Source organism: Actinoalloteichus caeruleus DSM 43889, assembly GCF_000429185.2.
Taxonomy (GTDB): Bacteria; Actinomycetota; Actinomycetes; order Mycobacteriales; family Pseudonocardiaceae; genus Actinoalloteichus_B; species Actinoalloteichus_B caeruleus.
In genome coordinates, this window is record NZ_AUBJ02000001.1 from 5,496,322 (window position 1) to 5,510,799 (window position 14,478).

General features: G+C 73.5%; 10 protein-coding genes and 1 pseudogene. 10 read left to right on the plus strand and 1 reads right to left on the minus strand.

Annotation, left to right across the window (positions count from 1 at the left end; translation table 11 throughout):
* The first annotated feature begins 234 nt into the window (after positions 1–234).
* From G443_RS22375 to G443_RS22405, 8 genes and pseudogenes are all read left to right on the plus strand, one after another.
* Complete coding sequence (locus G443_RS22375; protein WP_245588760.1) at positions 235–1,209, plus strand: TIGR03936 family radical SAM-associated protein; 975 nt, start codon at positions 235–237, stop codon at positions 1,207–1,209.
* A 99-nt stretch (positions 1,210–1,308) separates the two neighbouring features.
* Positions 1,309–4,587, plus strand: coding sequence for a translation initiation factor IF-2 N-terminal domain-containing protein (locus tag G443_RS22380; RefSeq protein ID WP_253860271.1), 3,279 nt, complete (start codon positions 1,309–1,311; stop codon positions 4,585–4,587).
* Positions 4,588–4,671: 84 nt separating this feature from the next.
* Positions 4,672–4,983: a 50S ribosomal protein L21 gene (gene rplU, locus G443_RS22385; RefSeq protein ID WP_016697098.1), complete on the plus strand. Its 312-nt coding sequence runs from the start codon at positions 4,672–4,674 to the stop codon at positions 4,981–4,983.
* Between the two features lie 14 nt (positions 4,984–4,997).
* Positions 4,998–5,258 (plus strand): 50S ribosomal protein L27, encoded by a 261-nt coding sequence (rpmA, locus tag G443_RS22390; RefSeq protein WP_016697099.1) that lies wholly within the window; start codon positions 4,998–5,000, stop codon positions 5,256–5,258.
* A gap of 224 nt (positions 5,259–5,482) precedes the next feature.
* On the plus strand, positions 5,483–6,964 hold the full coding sequence (gene obgE, locus G443_RS22395; RefSeq protein ID WP_026418488.1) for a GTPase ObgE: 1,482 nt from the start codon (positions 5,483–5,485) through the stop codon (positions 6,962–6,964).
* A complete protein-coding gene (gene proB / locus G443_RS22400) occupies positions 6,961–8,091 on the plus strand; it encodes a glutamate 5-kinase (protein ID WP_026418487.1) in 1,131 nt (376 codons plus the stop codon). Before obgE ends, proB begins: the two co-directional genes overlap by 4 nt.
* A 491-nt stretch (positions 8,092–8,582) precedes the next feature.
* Positions 8,583–8,987 (plus strand): annotated as a pseudogene (locus tag G443_RS26005) (DUF7937 domain-containing protein); the annotation flags it as partial.
* An 80-nt stretch (positions 8,988–9,067) separates the two neighbouring features.
* Positions 9,068–10,126 (plus strand): DUF7937 domain-containing protein, encoded by a 1,059-nt coding sequence (locus G443_RS22405; protein ID WP_443612869.1) that lies wholly within the window; start codon positions 9,068–9,070, stop codon positions 10,124–10,126.
* Between the two features lie 13 nt (positions 10,127–10,139).
* Here the strand turns inward: G443_RS22405 and G443_RS22410 are convergent, their stop codons facing one another.
* Positions 10,140–12,257 (minus strand): RecQ family ATP-dependent DNA helicase, encoded by a 2,118-nt coding sequence (locus G443_RS22410; RefSeq protein ID WP_026418484.1) that lies wholly within the window; start codon positions 12,255–12,257, stop codon positions 10,140–10,142.
* Between the two features lie 124 nt (positions 12,258–12,381).
* Here G443_RS22410 and G443_RS22415 point away from each other — a divergent pair, with 124 nt between their 5' ends.
* Both G443_RS22415 and nadD read left to right on the plus strand, forming a co-directional pair.
* On the plus strand, positions 12,382–13,707 hold the full coding sequence (locus tag G443_RS22415) for a glutamate-5-semialdehyde dehydrogenase (protein ID WP_103057097.1): 1,326 nt from the start codon (positions 12,382–12,384) through the stop codon (positions 13,705–13,707).
* A gap of 76 nt (positions 13,708–13,783) precedes the next feature.
* On the plus strand, positions 13,784–14,434 hold the full coding sequence (nadD, locus tag G443_RS22420; RefSeq protein WP_081715373.1) for a nicotinate-nucleotide adenylyltransferase: 651 nt from the start codon (positions 13,784–13,786) through the stop codon (positions 14,432–14,434).
* Positions 14,435–14,478 lie beyond the last annotated feature (44 nt).

Here is a 14,478-nt window from a genome sequence, read left to right on the forward strand (position 1 = left end):
GCGGACGCTAGCCACATCGTGCCCGTCGGACAAGCACGAGTGGCCCGGATCGCGGGCGGTACCTTCTTCCACTGATGGGAAATGGCTGTCCGGTGCAGGTGCCGGACCGCCGACAGGAGGAGCGGACCGCCCCTGCCTGGTCCGTCCGGGTGATCTTCGGGGATCACCCTCCGTGACTACGGAAAGGAATCGGCACTGAGTCGTCAACCAGCGACCGGGACCCTGCCGACGTCGGTGCGGAAGGTCCGCCTGCGGTACGCCAAACGGGAACGGCTGCGGTTCATGTCCCACCGGGACGTGGCGAGGGCCTTCGAACGCGCGCTGCGGCGCGGAGGCGTTCCCATGGCCTACTCGCAGGGCTTCAGCCCTCATCCACGGGTGTCCTGGGTGGGGGCCGCGCCCACCGGGGCCGCGAGCGAGGCGGAGTACGTGGAGGTGCAACTGGCCGAACGAGTACCGGCGGCCGTGCTGCGGAGCGAACTGAACAGGGCGTTGCCGGCCGGTCTGGACATCCTCGACGCGGTGGAGGCCGGGCCGGGTGTGCTGGCCCACCGCATCGACGTCAGCCTGTGGGTGATCGAACTGCCAGGTGTGTCGCCCCTGGCGTTGGCCAGCGCGGCCGCCTCCCTGTGGGCCGAGGACCGCGCGGAGGTCGAACGGCTGACCAAGAACGGCCGGGTGCTGATGGACGTCCGACCGGCGCTGCTCGGGCTGTCCGCCGGCCAGGCGGGTTGGGGCGTCCCTATCGTGAGTCCGCTCACCATGGGCGACGCGCGCGACGACGGCCTTCCCGGAGGGGCGGGGCGGCCGGTAGCGGCCGAGGTTCCACCAGGTCACGACCACGGCGCTGCCCAGGGTGGCGCAGTGGTCTCCGACGATCGGGTGGACGACCGGCGGCGTGGCGCACCGCCATGTGGGATACTGGCGGCGGTCGTCCGGCAAGCCACACCAACCGTGCGGCCAGATGACGTGTTAGGTGCGCTGCGCGTCGTCGCTGGTCTGGAGCCGCCGGTGCCCGCGAAGGCGACCCGGATGGCCCAGGGGACGCTCGACGACGACGGGTGCATCGTCGACCCACTGGCCGCCGACAGAACGGTTGCCAACGAGGCGACAGGGCCGACCCCGGTGGAGGCTGACGGGCGGTTCGACGCGTCGTCACGAGACATCGCCTGCGCGGGCGCGGAGAGCACACCGACACCCGGCAGGTAGCCGACAGGATTGCCGTCGCCTCGAGCGGCGGATGACGAGAACACAAGGCCCCTGCGCGGCCGCGTCCCGGTGGGACGCGCCCGGGGGCGGAGGAGTTGCATGTCGAAGAACGAGACACCCGCCGGTTCCGCCGGTGGGGCCACCGTCGCACCCACGTCCGGTGCCACCTTCCCCCCCAAGCTGCGGGTGCACGCGCTCGCCAAGCTGCTGGGGGTCACCAGCCGGGAGGTCATCGCGACCCTCGCCGACCTCTCCATCGAGGTGCGCAGCGCCCAGTCCAGCGTGACCAGGGAGCTGGCGGAGCAGGTGGCGGAGGCGCTGCTGCCCCCCGAGGACACGGGCCGACCCGAGGCCGAGGAACGTGCCGCCCAGGCCACCGGTACCGAGGAGACCACCGCCTCCGGTTCCCAGGACGCCTCCGGTGGTGACGCGGTGGGGGCGCTGGCCCCGGTGTTCGCTCCGCCGCAGGCCGTCTTCCTGCCCCCGCAGCCGGCGGCGGCCAGGCCCGAGTCACGGCCGGCCAAGCCGCGGCGCGAGGAGCCCCAGGAACGGGAGGAACCGCGCGCCCAGGACGAGCCGGTCGTGGAGCAGCCGCCCGCGGCGGACCAGGCGACCGACGAGGACGAGGACGGCGGCGGTCGTCGCCGGCGCCGCCGTGGCCGCCGGGGCCGGGGTCGCGGTCGGGGTGGTCAGGACGGCGACGGTGACGGCCCGCGCGACCAGGAGGCCGACGAGGAGGCCGCCGAGCAGCCGGGGTCGGCCGAGGACGGCGTCCAGGAGAAGGACCAGCAACGGGACCAGGCCGCGGAGGCTGGTGAGTCGGAGGCCGAGTCCGGCGAGGGCGAGGGCAGCCGGCGTCGCCGCCGGCGCCGTCGGCGCAAGGGCTCCTCGGACGACGAGACCGGGCTGCGGGAGGACGACCCGCCGAACACCGTCGTGCACGTCCGGGAGACCAAGGCCCCCAAGCAGGAGTCCTCGGACGACGAGGTGCGGGCCGTGCGCGGCTCCACCAGGCTGGAGGCCAAGCGGCAGCGCCGGCGGGACGGTCGTGAGGCGGGCCGGCGGCGCACCCCGGTGCTGTCCGAGGCGGAGTTCCTCGCCCGGCGGGAGGCCGTCGAACGCGAGATGGTGGTGCGGGAGCGCGGCGACCGCACGCAGATCGCGGTGCTGGAGGACGGTGTCCTCGTCGAACACTTCGTCGCCTCGGCGAACAGCGGCTCGATCGTGGGCAACGTCTACCTGGGCCGCGTGCAGAACGTGCTGCCCAGCATGGAGGCGGCCTTCGTCGACATCGGGCGGGGCCGCAACGCGGTCCTCTACGCGGGCGAGGTGGACTGGGACGCCGCCGGCCTCGAGGGCAAGGCCCGTCGCATCGAGCAGGCGCTCTCCACCGGCGACAGCGTGCTCGTCCAGGTCACCAAGGAACCGCTCGGCCACAAGGGCGCCCGGCTGACCACCCAGATCAGCCTGCCGGGGCGCTTCCTGGTCTACGTGCCCAGCGGTGGGGCGACCGGGATCAGCCGCAAGCTGCCGGACACCGAGCGCAAGCGGCTCAAGGAGATCCTCCGCCGCATCGTTCCCGAGGAGTCGGGTGTCATCATCCGCACCGCCTCGGAGGGCACCAGTGAGGAGGCGCTGGACCGCGACGTCCGGCGGCTCCAGGCCCAGTGGCAGGTCATCAAGGACAAGGCCGAGACCGTTCGCTCCTCCGCCCCGCAGCTCCTCTACGAGGAGCCGGACCTGCTGGTCAAGGTGGTCCGGGACCTGTTCACCGAGGACTTCTCCGGTCTGACCGTCCAGGGCGGGCAGGCCTGGGACACCATCCAGTCCTACGTCGAGCACGTCGCGCCGGACCTGGTGGGACGGCTCAAGCGCCATGTCGGGGCCGTCGACGTGTTCACCGAACACCGGGTGGACGAGCAGCTGGCCAAGGGGCTCGACCGCAAGGTCTGGCTGCCCTCGGGGGGCTACCTCGTCATCGACCGCACCGAGGCGATGACCGTCGTCGACGTGAACACCGGGAAGTTCACCGGTTCCGGTGGGAACCTGGAGGAGACGGTCACCAGGAACAACCTGGAGGCGGTCGAGGAGATCGTCCGCCAACTGCGGCTGCGTGACATCGGCGGCATCATCGTCATCGACTTCATCGACATGGTGCTGGAGTCCAACCGCGACCTGGTGCTCCGCCGGCTGACCGAGTGCCTGGGCCGGGACCGCACCCGCCACCAGGTGGCCGAGGTCACCTCGCTGGGGCTCGTCCAGATGACGCGGAAGCGGGTCGGCACGGGCCTGCTCGAGGCCTACAGCACCACCTGCGAGCACTGCCGGGGTCGGGGGCTGCTGGTCTCCACCGAGCCGGTGGGCGTGGGCGGCGGCAACGGCCACCAGCACGGCAACGGCGGTCAGAACGGGGCCGCCGCCTCCGCCGGCAACGCCGGCGGCGGGTCCGGTCGCCGTGCCCGGCAGCGCAACAAGGGCGGTCAGGGTCTCGAACAGGTCGCCGAGGCCACGCTGAACGGTGCGCCGGACAAGGCCGCGTCCCCGGATGCGGAGGAGCCGGGCCAGCGAGAGGAAACGAAGCCGGAGGCGAAGCCCGTCGAGGAGCAGCGCCCCAAGGAGGCTCGGAGCGGCGGCCGGCGTCGGGCCTCCAGGCCGGCGGCGAGCGCGCAGCCAGCGGCCGAACCGGCTCAGCCCCCGGCCGACCAGCCCGCGTCCGCTCCGAGGGTGGAGGAGGTTCCGCCCGCGCGGGAGGCCGGCGAGGAACCGGCCGTGGCCGAGCGTGCCCGTGAGGAGCAGCGCGAGGAGAAGCCGGCGCGGAGCGAGAAGCCGGCATCCCGGCGCCGCACGGGTGAGCGGCGCGCCGCGACCCGCGCGGCCGGCGCGGCGGCGTCCTCGGCCGAGCCCGTCGCCGTGGTGACGACGACCACCGACTCGGCGAACTCCTCCAACGCGGTGGACTCGGGTGCGCGGCGGAACGGGCACGTGGAGTCCCACGACGGTGGTGAGGACCAGCTGGTCACCGCCGGCCGGCCCGCGCCCGCTCCGGGCGCCGTCGGGCCGCGTCCCGTCCGGCGGGCCCGCCGGGAGGGACGGACGCCTGAGGTCGTCCCGATCACGTTCCGGCGCCACCGCCCTCCGAGGGCGGTGGCGCCGTCGCATGCGGGGGCGGGTCGCGTTCCTCGAATCGCGGGGGGCGCGTCAGGCGGCCCGACGGCAGGGGTTAGACTCGTCTCGTTGCAGGTCAGGACGCTGCCCACTCGGGTGGTGGCGGGGCCGACGTTCGGTGCAGGGCTGGAGACGACCGGGAGGTACCCCGGTTTGACCGGCTTCGAACGGGCCACGTACCCTGAACCTGATCCTCCGTCAGGAGGACCCTAGTCGTGTGTCCTTCGTGGCTCCAGCTGGAGCGGGCGAGTGCACACGTCGCCCATCATCGTCGAGTAGCAGGAGACTTCCGTCCCGATGTACGCGATCGTCAATTCCGGCGGCAAGCAGTACAAGGTGGCTGTCGGCGACGTCGTCGAGGTCGAGAAGCTTGCTGGCGTGCCGGGCACCGAGGTCAACTTCCCGGCGCTGCTCGTCGTCGATGGCAGCGACGTCACCACCGATGCGGACGCGTTGGGGAAGTTCTCGGTGACCGGCAAGGTCGTCAAGCAGACCAAAGGCCCCAAGATTCGCATCCACAAGTTCAAGAACAAGACCGGCTACCACAAGCGGCAGGGTCACCGTCAGCAGCTGACCCGCGTCGAGGTCACCGGCATCACCAACAAGTGAGGATCTGACCAGCCATGGCACACAAGAAGGGCGCATCCAGCTCCCGGAACGGCCGCGATTCCAACGCGCAGCGGCTTGGTGTGAAGCGGTTCGGCGGCCAGGCCGTCAACGCTGGTGAGATCCTGGTCCGCCAGCGCGGCACCAAGTTCCACCCCGGTGTGAACGTCGGCCGTGGCGGCGACGACACACTGTTCGCGTTGACCGACGGTGCCGTGCAGTTCGGCACCAAGCGTGGTCGCAAGACCGTCAACATCGTCCCGGTGCCGGCCGCCTGAGGCCTGCGTCCGACGACGACCACTGACACCCCGAACGGGGGGCGGGCCGCAGTAGCTGGTCCCGCCCCCCGTTCTGGCGTCTCGGGGTCCGTGGGCGAAGGCCCTGGCGGTGTGGACTGGTCCGATGTCCCACCGCGTGGTGCCCCGCGACGCTCCCGGCCGGGCGCGCACCGCCGGGAGACCCCTGACCGCGGCCTCGCCGCGACGAACCGAAGGAGCAAGCCGTGTCCCGCTTCGTTGACCGCGTGGCGATCCACGTGGCCGCAGGCAACGGTGGCAACGGGTGTGCCTCCGTCCACCGGGAGAAGTTCAAGCCGCTGGGCGGGCCGGACGGCGGCAACGGTGGCCGGGGCGGCGACGTGGTGCTGGTGGTCGACTCCGGCGTGCACACCCTGCTGGACTTCCACTACCGGCCGCACGCCAGGGCGACCAACGGCCGGCAGGGGCAGGGTGGTCACCGGGAGGGTGCCACGGGCCAGGACCTGGAACTGCGGGTTCCGGAGGGCACCGTCGTGCTGGGCCCGGACGGGGAGGTGCTCGCGGACCTCGTCGGCGAGGGCACCCGGTTGGTCGCCGCCCGGGGCGGGCGTGGCGGGTTGGGGAACGCGGCGCTGGCGTCCCGGGCCCGGAAGGCCCCGGGGTTCGCGTTGTTGGGCGAACCCGGGGAGGAACGGGACTTCGTCCTCGAGCTGAAGTCCGTGGCCGACGTGGGCCTCATCGGGTTCCCCTCCGCCGGTAAGTCCTCGTTGATCGCCGTGCTCTCCGCCGCCCGGCCGAAGATCGCCGACTACCCGTTCACCACCCTCGTGCCCAACCTCGGGGTGGTCACGGCCGGGGACAAGGTCTTCACCGTGGCGGACGTGCCAGGGCTGATCCCCGGCGCCAGCTCCGGCCGGGGGCTGGGGCTGGACTTCCTGCGCCACATCGAGCGGTGCTCGGTGTTGGTCCACGTGGTGGACTGCGCCAGCGAGGAGATCGACCGGGACCCGGTGGCCGACATCGAGGCCATCGAGCGTGAACTGGCCGAGTACACGCCCTCCCTCGACGCGGACCTCTCCTCCCGGCCCCGGGTCGTGGTGCTCAACAAGATCGACATCCCGGACGGTCGGGCACTCGCCGAGATGGTGGAGGAGGAGCTGCGGGCGAAGGGCCACCAGGTGTTCGCGGTGTCCACCGCGAGCCGCGAGGGCCTGCGGGAGCTCACCTTCGCGTTGGCCGCGATCGTCGAGCGCGACCGGGCCGGGCGGGAGGCCCCGGAACCGACCCGGCTGGTGCTGCACCCGACCGCGGTGGACGACTCCGGGTTCGAGGTCGTCCGGGATCCGCACGACCAGGACGGTTTCCTCGTGCGGGGTGAGCGGCCGGAGCGGTGGGTGCGGCAGACCGACTTCAACAACGGTGAGGCCGTGGGCTACCTGGCTGACCGCCTCGCCAGGCTGGGTGTCGAGGACGAGCTCGCGAAGAAGGGCGCCCGCCCTGGCAGCGCGGTCACGATCGGCGGCGTCACCTTCGACTGGGAGCCGTCGACGCCGGCCGGGGTCGCGGTGACCATGATGAGCCGAGGCGAGGACCCCCGGCTCGACCGGACCGACCGCCCCACGGCGGCCGAGCGCAAGTCGGCCAAACGGGTCCGCCGGGGCATCGAGGAGCCCCCGCCCGCCGGTGCCACCGAGGACGGGGGCGACGCCGGGGAGGCACGGCGGTGACCTGCGAGATCCAGTCGGCGGCGCGGTCGGCGGTGGCCGCCGCCCGCCGGCTGGTGGTCAAGGTCGGGTCGTCGTCGTTGACGACGGCCGGGGGAGGGCTCGACCGGGGGCGCCTCGACAGCCTCGTGGACTCCGTCGCGCGGCGGTGCGAGTCGGGAACGCAGCTGGTCCTCGTGTCCTCGGGCGCCATCGGCGCGGGACTCGCCCCGCTCGCGCTCGCCAGGAGGCCGAAGGACCTCGCGACCCAGCAGGCGGCGGCGAGCGTCGGCCAGTTGCAGTTGGCCCATGCCTACGCGCTGTCGTTCGGGCGCTACGCGCGCACCGTGGGGCAGGTGTTGCTGACCGCGCACGACGTCGTGCGCCGGGCGAACTACCGGAACGCCCAACGCACCTTCGAGAGGCTGCTGGCCCTGGGTGCCGTTCCGGTGGTCAACGAGAACGACACGGTCGCCACCGAGGAGATCCGGTTCGGGGACAACGACCGGCTGGCGGCGCTGGTGGCGCACCTGGTGGGAGCGGACGCGCTCGTGCTGCTCTCCGACGTGGACGCCCTCTACGACGGGGACCCCCGGCTGGGCGGGGCCCGGGTCGTGCGGGAGGTCGCCTGCGCGAACGACATCGCCGGCGTCCGCGCCGGTGGGGTCGGTGCCTCGGGCTTGGGAACAGGGGGGATGGCGTCCAAGCTCGCCGCCGCCCGGTTGGCGGCGGGTGCGGGGATCCCGGTGTTGCTGGCGGGAGCCGTCGACGCTGGCGCCGCCCTGACGGACGCCTCGGTGGGCACCGCGTTCGCGCCCACGGGCGCGCGGTTGCCGGCCCGCAGGTTCTGGCTCGGCTACGCCGCCGACCCGGCGGGGAGACTGCACCTGGACAGCGGTGCCGTCGCCGCGGTGGTCGAGTCCCGCCGTTCGCTGTTGGCCCCGGGCGTGACCCGGGCGGAGGGCTCCTTCCACGCGGGCGACGTCGTGGACCTGCTCGATCCCACCCAGCGCGTGGTCGCCAGGGGCGTGGTCAACTTCGACGCCTCCGAACTGCCGGCCCTGATCGGATCGTCCAGCCACCGGTTGCCGCCCGAGCTGCGTCGTGAGGTGGTCCACGCCGACGACCTGGTTCCGCTCCCCCGGCTGTGACCGAGCGCGGCTGGACGTGGTGCTGGCCGTCGTCCCGCCCCCACCCCGGCCACCGGTCCGCTACCGGGCTGGCCCGCCGGGAGCGACGTCCTGATCCGAACGGTGGAGGGTTGGGCGGCGGTGGTTGGCTCCCGTTGCTCCGAGGGTCCCCCGACCGTCCTGGCCGATACGATCAGGCGCCTGATCACGGTGGCGATCGAGGCCGCCGTCGCCGGTGCGGCGGTCGCGCCGTCCGGGCTCGCCGTCGTCGGGAGCACGACGACCGGTGGGACGACGCCGGGGTGCGTCCGGCGCGGGACGAGCCACGGGGTCGCGACAGCACGGGCGGGTCGTCGGCGGTCGATCCCTGGCGCCCCGCGTCGTGCCGTCACCGGCGAGCCTGACCGAGAGGACGTCCAGTGAACTTCTGCGGGGAGTGCGGTCATCCGGCGGGTGGCGGCCGTTTCTGCGTGCACTGCGGTGAGCGGCTGGCCGCCACCGTCCAGGCCGGCATGGCGGACGGAGGTGGCGGGGCGGCCAGCGCCGAGCCGAGCGGCCCGGCGGACCCGCCACCCGGACCGCACCACCCGACCCCGCCACCGGACGCCCCGGCCACCGTGCCCAACCCCTTCACCGGGGTGCACTGGAGCGATTTCGTCCGGGACGGCGTCGCGCTGGTGCTGCTGCTCGTCCCCCTGGCGCTGCCCTGGACCTTCGCCGAGGACGGCGCGGATCGTCTCGAGGTCGTGTTGGTCACCCTGGTCTCGCTCGCCTCCCTCAGCGTCTTCTACCTCGCGCGGATCGGGACGTTCGGCCCGTCGGTCGGGCCGGAACGCGCGTGGTTGCTCCGCCTGGTGCTCAACACCCCGTACCTGGTGGTCGTGGTGGTGACGGTCGTCCTCGACGTGGTGAACGGGGACGCGACGACCGCGAACGCGAGCCTCGTCGGCGGCGGTGCGTTGACGGGCGCGGGGGCGGCCTCGGCGCGGGTGTCGCGATGGGACTCGCGGGGGCCGTGCTGGCCCTGTCCCCCCGGTGGGCCGAGACGTCGGCCTGGTCGGGCCGGCGGCTGGGGGAGCGGTGGCGGGTGGTGGGGGTGGCGGTCAGCGGCCTGGCCGCGGTCCTCCTCGTCGCCAGCAGCGTGGTCTTCCTGGCGGGCGACGTGGCGGGGGCGGCGGGTGGCCCCCTGGTGGCGGCGCTGGTGCTGGCGTCGGCGTCGGGGCTGGTGCTGGTCGCCGTCGTCCTGGTCGGTCTGCTCCGGCGTGATCACACCCTCCGCCGGGTGGCGGTGATGGTCGGGGTGGTGGTGCTGCTGGCGTCGTCGTTCACCGGGCACCAGGAGAGCCTGTGGATCCCGGCCTCCGGGCTGGTGTTCCTGCCGGCGGCCGTCGTCGCGGCCTCGGTGCCGGCCGTACTGCTCACCCTGCGACCGGGGCCACCGCACCTGCTGTGGTTCGTCACGGCCCGCCGGGCCCTGGAGCTGGCGGCGGTGGTCACCGCCCCGGCGTTCGTCGGGGTGGTCCTGATGATGGCCGAGAGCGCCACCGACCGGGGCGCGAAGGTCGCGATGCTCGTCTGCCAGGTGCTCGTCGTGGTCGCCGCGATCACCGCGAGGTCGATGCTGCTCAGGGAACCCAGGCAGGGGCGGGTCGCCGCCGTGGCCGTCGCCGGGGTCCTGCTGTTGCTGGGCGTGATCCAGTTGGCCGTGGAGGTGAGCCTCTCGGACGCGGTGAGCCCCTACGTCCTGCTGATCGCCTTCGGGGTGCCCGGGCTGGTCGTGCTCTCGCTCACCGCCCCGGCCCCGGTGCGCGCCTACCTCCGTTCGCTGCCCGTCGCCGGACCACCGCCCGGGTGGGGCGGCGGCGGTTGGGGAGCGCCGGTGGACGCTGGGCGTCCCGCCGGCTCCCAGCCCCCCGCGTCCACCCAGGCCACCTCGGCTCCGGTGGGGAGCGACTCGTCGCCCCGTCCGACGCCGGGAGCACCGGCGGCGACCACGAACCCTGCCGGGGTTGCCGGCACCGGGGAGGAGGGCACCGGCCCGTCCCGGTCCGGCTGATCCCCCGGTGGCCTCAGCTGGTGGCGGCCAGCGCGAACGGCAGCACCTGGGGAGCCCCGGCGCGGCGCAGCAGCCTGCCGACGACCGCGAACGTCCAGCCGGTGTCCACCCGGTCGTCGACCAGCAGCAGCGGTCCACCCGCCTCGGCCACCCGCTGGGCGAGCCCGTCGTCCAGCGCGAAGGCCTCCCACAGGCTGGCCAGCCGTTGCGCGCTGTTGGCGCGGCGCGCCACCGGTCGGGTCATGGTCACCTCGCCGAGGAGTGGGAGCCGCCCGATGGTGGCGATGCGTTCGGCCGTCGCCCGGCTCAGGGAGTCGGCGCGGGACGAACCCACGGCGACGACGCAGACCGGGCGGGTCGCCCACCCCCAGCTCGCCAACACCTCGACGCACCCCCGCACGACGTCCTCGGGCAGCTCGGTCGGCGCCGGTTCACCCTCGCGGAGCAGGCCCCGGAGCCGGCTGCCCCATCCGACGTCGGTGAGCCGGCCGAGTGCGCGGCCGGGCTCGGTGCGTTCGTCCTCGGCGATGCGGCCGCTGACGCGGACGCCGAGCGTGCCCATTCCGGTGGGCCACTGGCGTCGTGGCTGGACACTGACGCCGGGGGTGTGGAGCCGCGACCGCGCGGCGGCCCGCTCGCCCTCCGAGACGCCGGCCGACCACCGTCGCCCGGTGCAGTTGTCGCACCGGCCGCACGGAGCCGCGTCCGGGTCGTCGAGCTGGCGGCGCAGGAACTCCATCCGGCAGCCGTCGTGGGCGAGGTAGTCCAGCATGGCGCTCTGCTCGGAGCGGCGAGCCTCGGCGATCCGGCCGTAGCGGTCGGCGTCGTAGGTCCACTCCCGGCCGGTGGACTCCCAGCCACCCCGCACCCGCCGGACCGCCCCGTCGACATCGAGGACCTTGAGGACCACTTCCAGGCGGCCGCGGTTGAGGTCCACCCGGGGCTCCAACGCCGTGGTGGACACCGGGCCGTCCGCCTCGGCGAGGACGGACAACAGGTGCCGGACCACGGGTTCCGGGGGGAAGGCGAGGGAGGCGAAGTACCGCCAGATGTCGGCGTCCTCACGCTGGGGCAGGAGCAGCACCTCGGCGCGTTCGACACCTCGCCCGGCGCGCCCGACCTGCTGGTAGTAGGCGATGGGGGAGGCGGGAGCGCCCAGGTGGATGACGAAACCCAGGTCGGGTTTGTCGAAGCCCATGCCGAGCGCGGAGGTCGCCACCAGCGCCTTCACCCGGTTGGCCAGCAGGTCGGCCTCGGCGCGTTGCCGGTCCTCGGGGTCGGTGCGTCCCGAGTAGGCGCTGGCGGGGAAACCCCGCTCCCGCAGGAACGTGGCGACATCCTCGGCGGCCGACACCGTCAGGGTGTAGATGATGCCCGAGCCGGGGAGGCGGCCCAGGTTCTCGGCCAGCCACCCCAGCCGCGTCTCGGCGTCGGGCAGGCGGAGCACGGACAGCCGCAGGCTCTCCCGGTCCAGCGGTCCGCGCAGCACCAGGGTCCGCTCCCGGCCGGTGTCCGCGCCGACGCCCAACTGGTCGGCCACGTCCCGCACGACCCGGTCGTTGGCCGTCGCCGTCGTCGCCAGGACCGGGACGTCCGGGTCCAGCCCCTCCAGGAGGGAGCGGAGCCGCCGGTAGTCGGGACGGAAGTCGTGGCCCCAGTCGGAGACGCAGTGCGCCTCGTCCACCACGAGCAGCCCCGCGTTCTCCGCGAGCGAGGGCAGGACGGTGTCCCGGAAGTCCGGGTTGTTCAGCCGCTCCGGGCTGACCAGGAGGAGGTCGACCTCCCCGACGGCGACCGACTCCTGGATGTCCTCCCACTCCGTGGTGTTGGCCGAGTTGATCGTCGCGGCCCGGACACCGGCGCCCTCCGCCGCCGCCAGCTGGTTGCGCATCAACGCGAGGAGCGGGGAGATGATGACGGTGGGTCCCTCGCCCAGCTCCCGCAACAGCGCCGTGGCCAGGAAGTACACGGCGGACTTGCCCCAACCCGTGCGTTGCACGACCAGGACCCGGTGCCGGTCGACCACCAGCGACCTGATGGCCCGCCACTGGTCCTCCCGCAGCCGCGCCCCGGGGCCGGCCAGGCTCCTCAGCCGGTCCTCGGCGATCTCCCGCAACACCTCGTCGTCCACGTCCACCTCTTCCGTGCCTGACGTTCCCTCACCGGACGAGGACCGGCCGTCGTGACCGGACCGGTGACCCAGTGTCCTCTCCCGCGGTGGTCGGGCGGGTGCGGTGGGGACCCCGAACCGCGAGATGACTACCCTAGGTGTGGTGACCACCACGTTCGACCAGGTCGGAACCGGTTCGCACGACTCCGAGGACCTGCGTGGGCGCGTCCTGGACGCCGCCCGGCGGGCCCGGACCGCCGCCACCACCTTCGGTCCGCTGCCCCAGTCCCGCAAGGACGAGTTGCTGCTCACGATGGCCGATCGGCTGGTCGCGGCGTCGCCGACCCTGCTGGCCGCCAACGCCGAGGACGTCGAACTGGGCACCCAGGCGGGCCTGCCGGCGGGGATCATCGACCGGCTCGTCCTCACCGACCAGCGGGTTCGGGACATCGCCGAGGGCCTGCGGACGGTGGCGGCCCTCCCCGACCCCGTCGGTGAGGTGCTGCGGGGGCGCACGTTGCCGAACGGCCTCGAACTGCGGCAGGTCCGGGTTCCGCTCGGCGTGGTCGGGATGGTCTACGAGGGGCGTCCGAACGTCACGGTCGACGCCTCCGGGTTGGCCCTGAAGTCCGGGAACGTGGTGCTGCTCCGGGGCTCCTCCTCGGCGGAGAACTCCAACCGCGCCCTCGTCGCGGTGCTGCGGGACGTGTTGGAGGAGTTGGACCTGCCCGCCGACGCGGTCCAGCTGCTGCCCTGCCACGACCGGGCCACCGTGCGGCACCTGATCACCGCCCGGGGCCTGGTGGACGTCGTGATCCCCCGAGGCGGGGCCGGGCTCATCTCCGCCGTGGTCGAGCAGGCCACCGTGCCCACCCTCGAGACGGGGGTGGGCAACTGCCATGTCTACGTCGACGCCGCCGCTGACGTGGACCAGGCCATCCCGATCGTGTTGAACTCGAAGGCACGCCGACCCAGCGTCTGCAACGCCGCCGAAACCCTGCTGGTCCACCAGGGGATCGCTGACCGCTTCCTGCCCGCCGTCGCCGTCGCGCTCCGCCAGGCCGGTGTGACCCTCCACGCGGACGAGTCGACCCGGGCCCTGGTGCCCGACGCCGTGGCGGCCACCGACGAGGACTGGGACACCGAGTACCTCTCCCTCGACCTCGCCGTGCGGGTGGTCGGCTCCCTGGACGAGGCGGTCCGGCACGTCGCCCGGCACGGTACCGGCCACACCGAGGCCATCGTCACCGACGACGTGCGGGCGGCCCGGGACTTCGTGACCCGGGTCGACGCGGCGGCGGTCGTGGTCAACGCGTCCACCGCCTTCACCGACGGCGGGGAGTACGGCATGGGAGCGGAGATCGGGATCTCCACCCAGAAGCTGCACGCGCGGGGGCCGATGGGCCTGCCCGAGCTGACGTCGACGAAGTGGGTCGTCTGGGGGGACGGCCACACCCGCCCGGCCTCCTGACCGGCGCCTGGGCTGTGGTGTTCGACACCGCTGTGGTCGGCGAGAACAGCGCACGACGGCGGTAGGCTCGCCGTTCATGGCCGAAGGCAATGTCCACGATCCCGGTCGGCGCGGCCGGGGGCGCAGGGTCGGTGTCATGGGCGGCACGTTCGACCCGGTGCACCACGGTCACCTCGTCGCCGCCAGCGAGGTCGGGGCGCGGTTCGACCTCGACGAGGTGGTGTTCGTCCCGACCGGGCAGCCGTGGCAGAAGTCCGACGCGGAGGTCAGCCCGGCCGAGGACCGCTACCTGATGACCGTGATCGCGACCGCCTCCAACCCTCGGTTCTCCGTGAGCCGGGTGGACATCGACCGGCGTGGCCCCACCTACACGGCCGACACCCTGGGTGACCTGCACCGGGCGTATCCCGAGGACGAGCTGTTCTTCATCACGGGCGCCGACGCCCTCGAACAGATCCTGTCCTGGCACCGCGTCGACGAGCTGTTCGAGCTGGCGCACTTCGTCGGCGTCACCCGACCCGGCTACCGGCTGGCCGACCACCACCTGCCCAGGGGCTCGGTCACGCTGGTGGAGGTGCCGGCGATGTCGATCTCCTCCACCGGCTGCCGCGACCGGGTCGCCGCCGGGCTCCCCGTCTGGTACCTGGTGCCGGACGGGGTGGTGCAGTACATCTCCAAGCGGGGCCTCTACCGGCGGGGCGCCGCTACCGCCCGACCCGGGCCGTAGCGGACGCGTCAGCGGGCGGTGGGGAAATGCCGTCGGGTGCCTCC

Bases quoted from the DNA above. Each gene is read 5' to 3' on its own strand.
- G443_RS22415 (WP_103057097.1), top strand. From the start codon at position 12,382: ATGACTACCCTAGGTGTGGTGACCACCACGTTCGACCAGGTCGGAACC.
- rplU (WP_016697098.1), top strand. From the start codon at position 4,672: ATGTACGCGATCGTCAATTCCGGCGGCAAGCAGTACAAGGTGGCTGTC.
- rpmA (WP_016697099.1), top strand. From the start codon at position 4,998: ATGGCACACAAGAAGGGCGCATCCAGCTCCCGGAACGGCCGCGATTCC.
- G443_RS22380 (WP_253860271.1), top strand. From the start codon at position 1,309: ATGTCGAAGAACGAGACACCCGCCGGTTCCGCCGGTGGGGCCACCGTC.
- G443_RS22405 (WP_443612869.1), top strand. From the start codon at position 9,068: ATGGGACTCGCGGGGGCCGTGCTGGCCCTGTCCCCCCGGTGGGCCGAG.
- nadD (WP_081715373.1), top strand. From the start codon at position 13,784: ATGGCCGAAGGCAATGTCCACGATCCCGGTCGGCGCGGCCGGGGGCGC.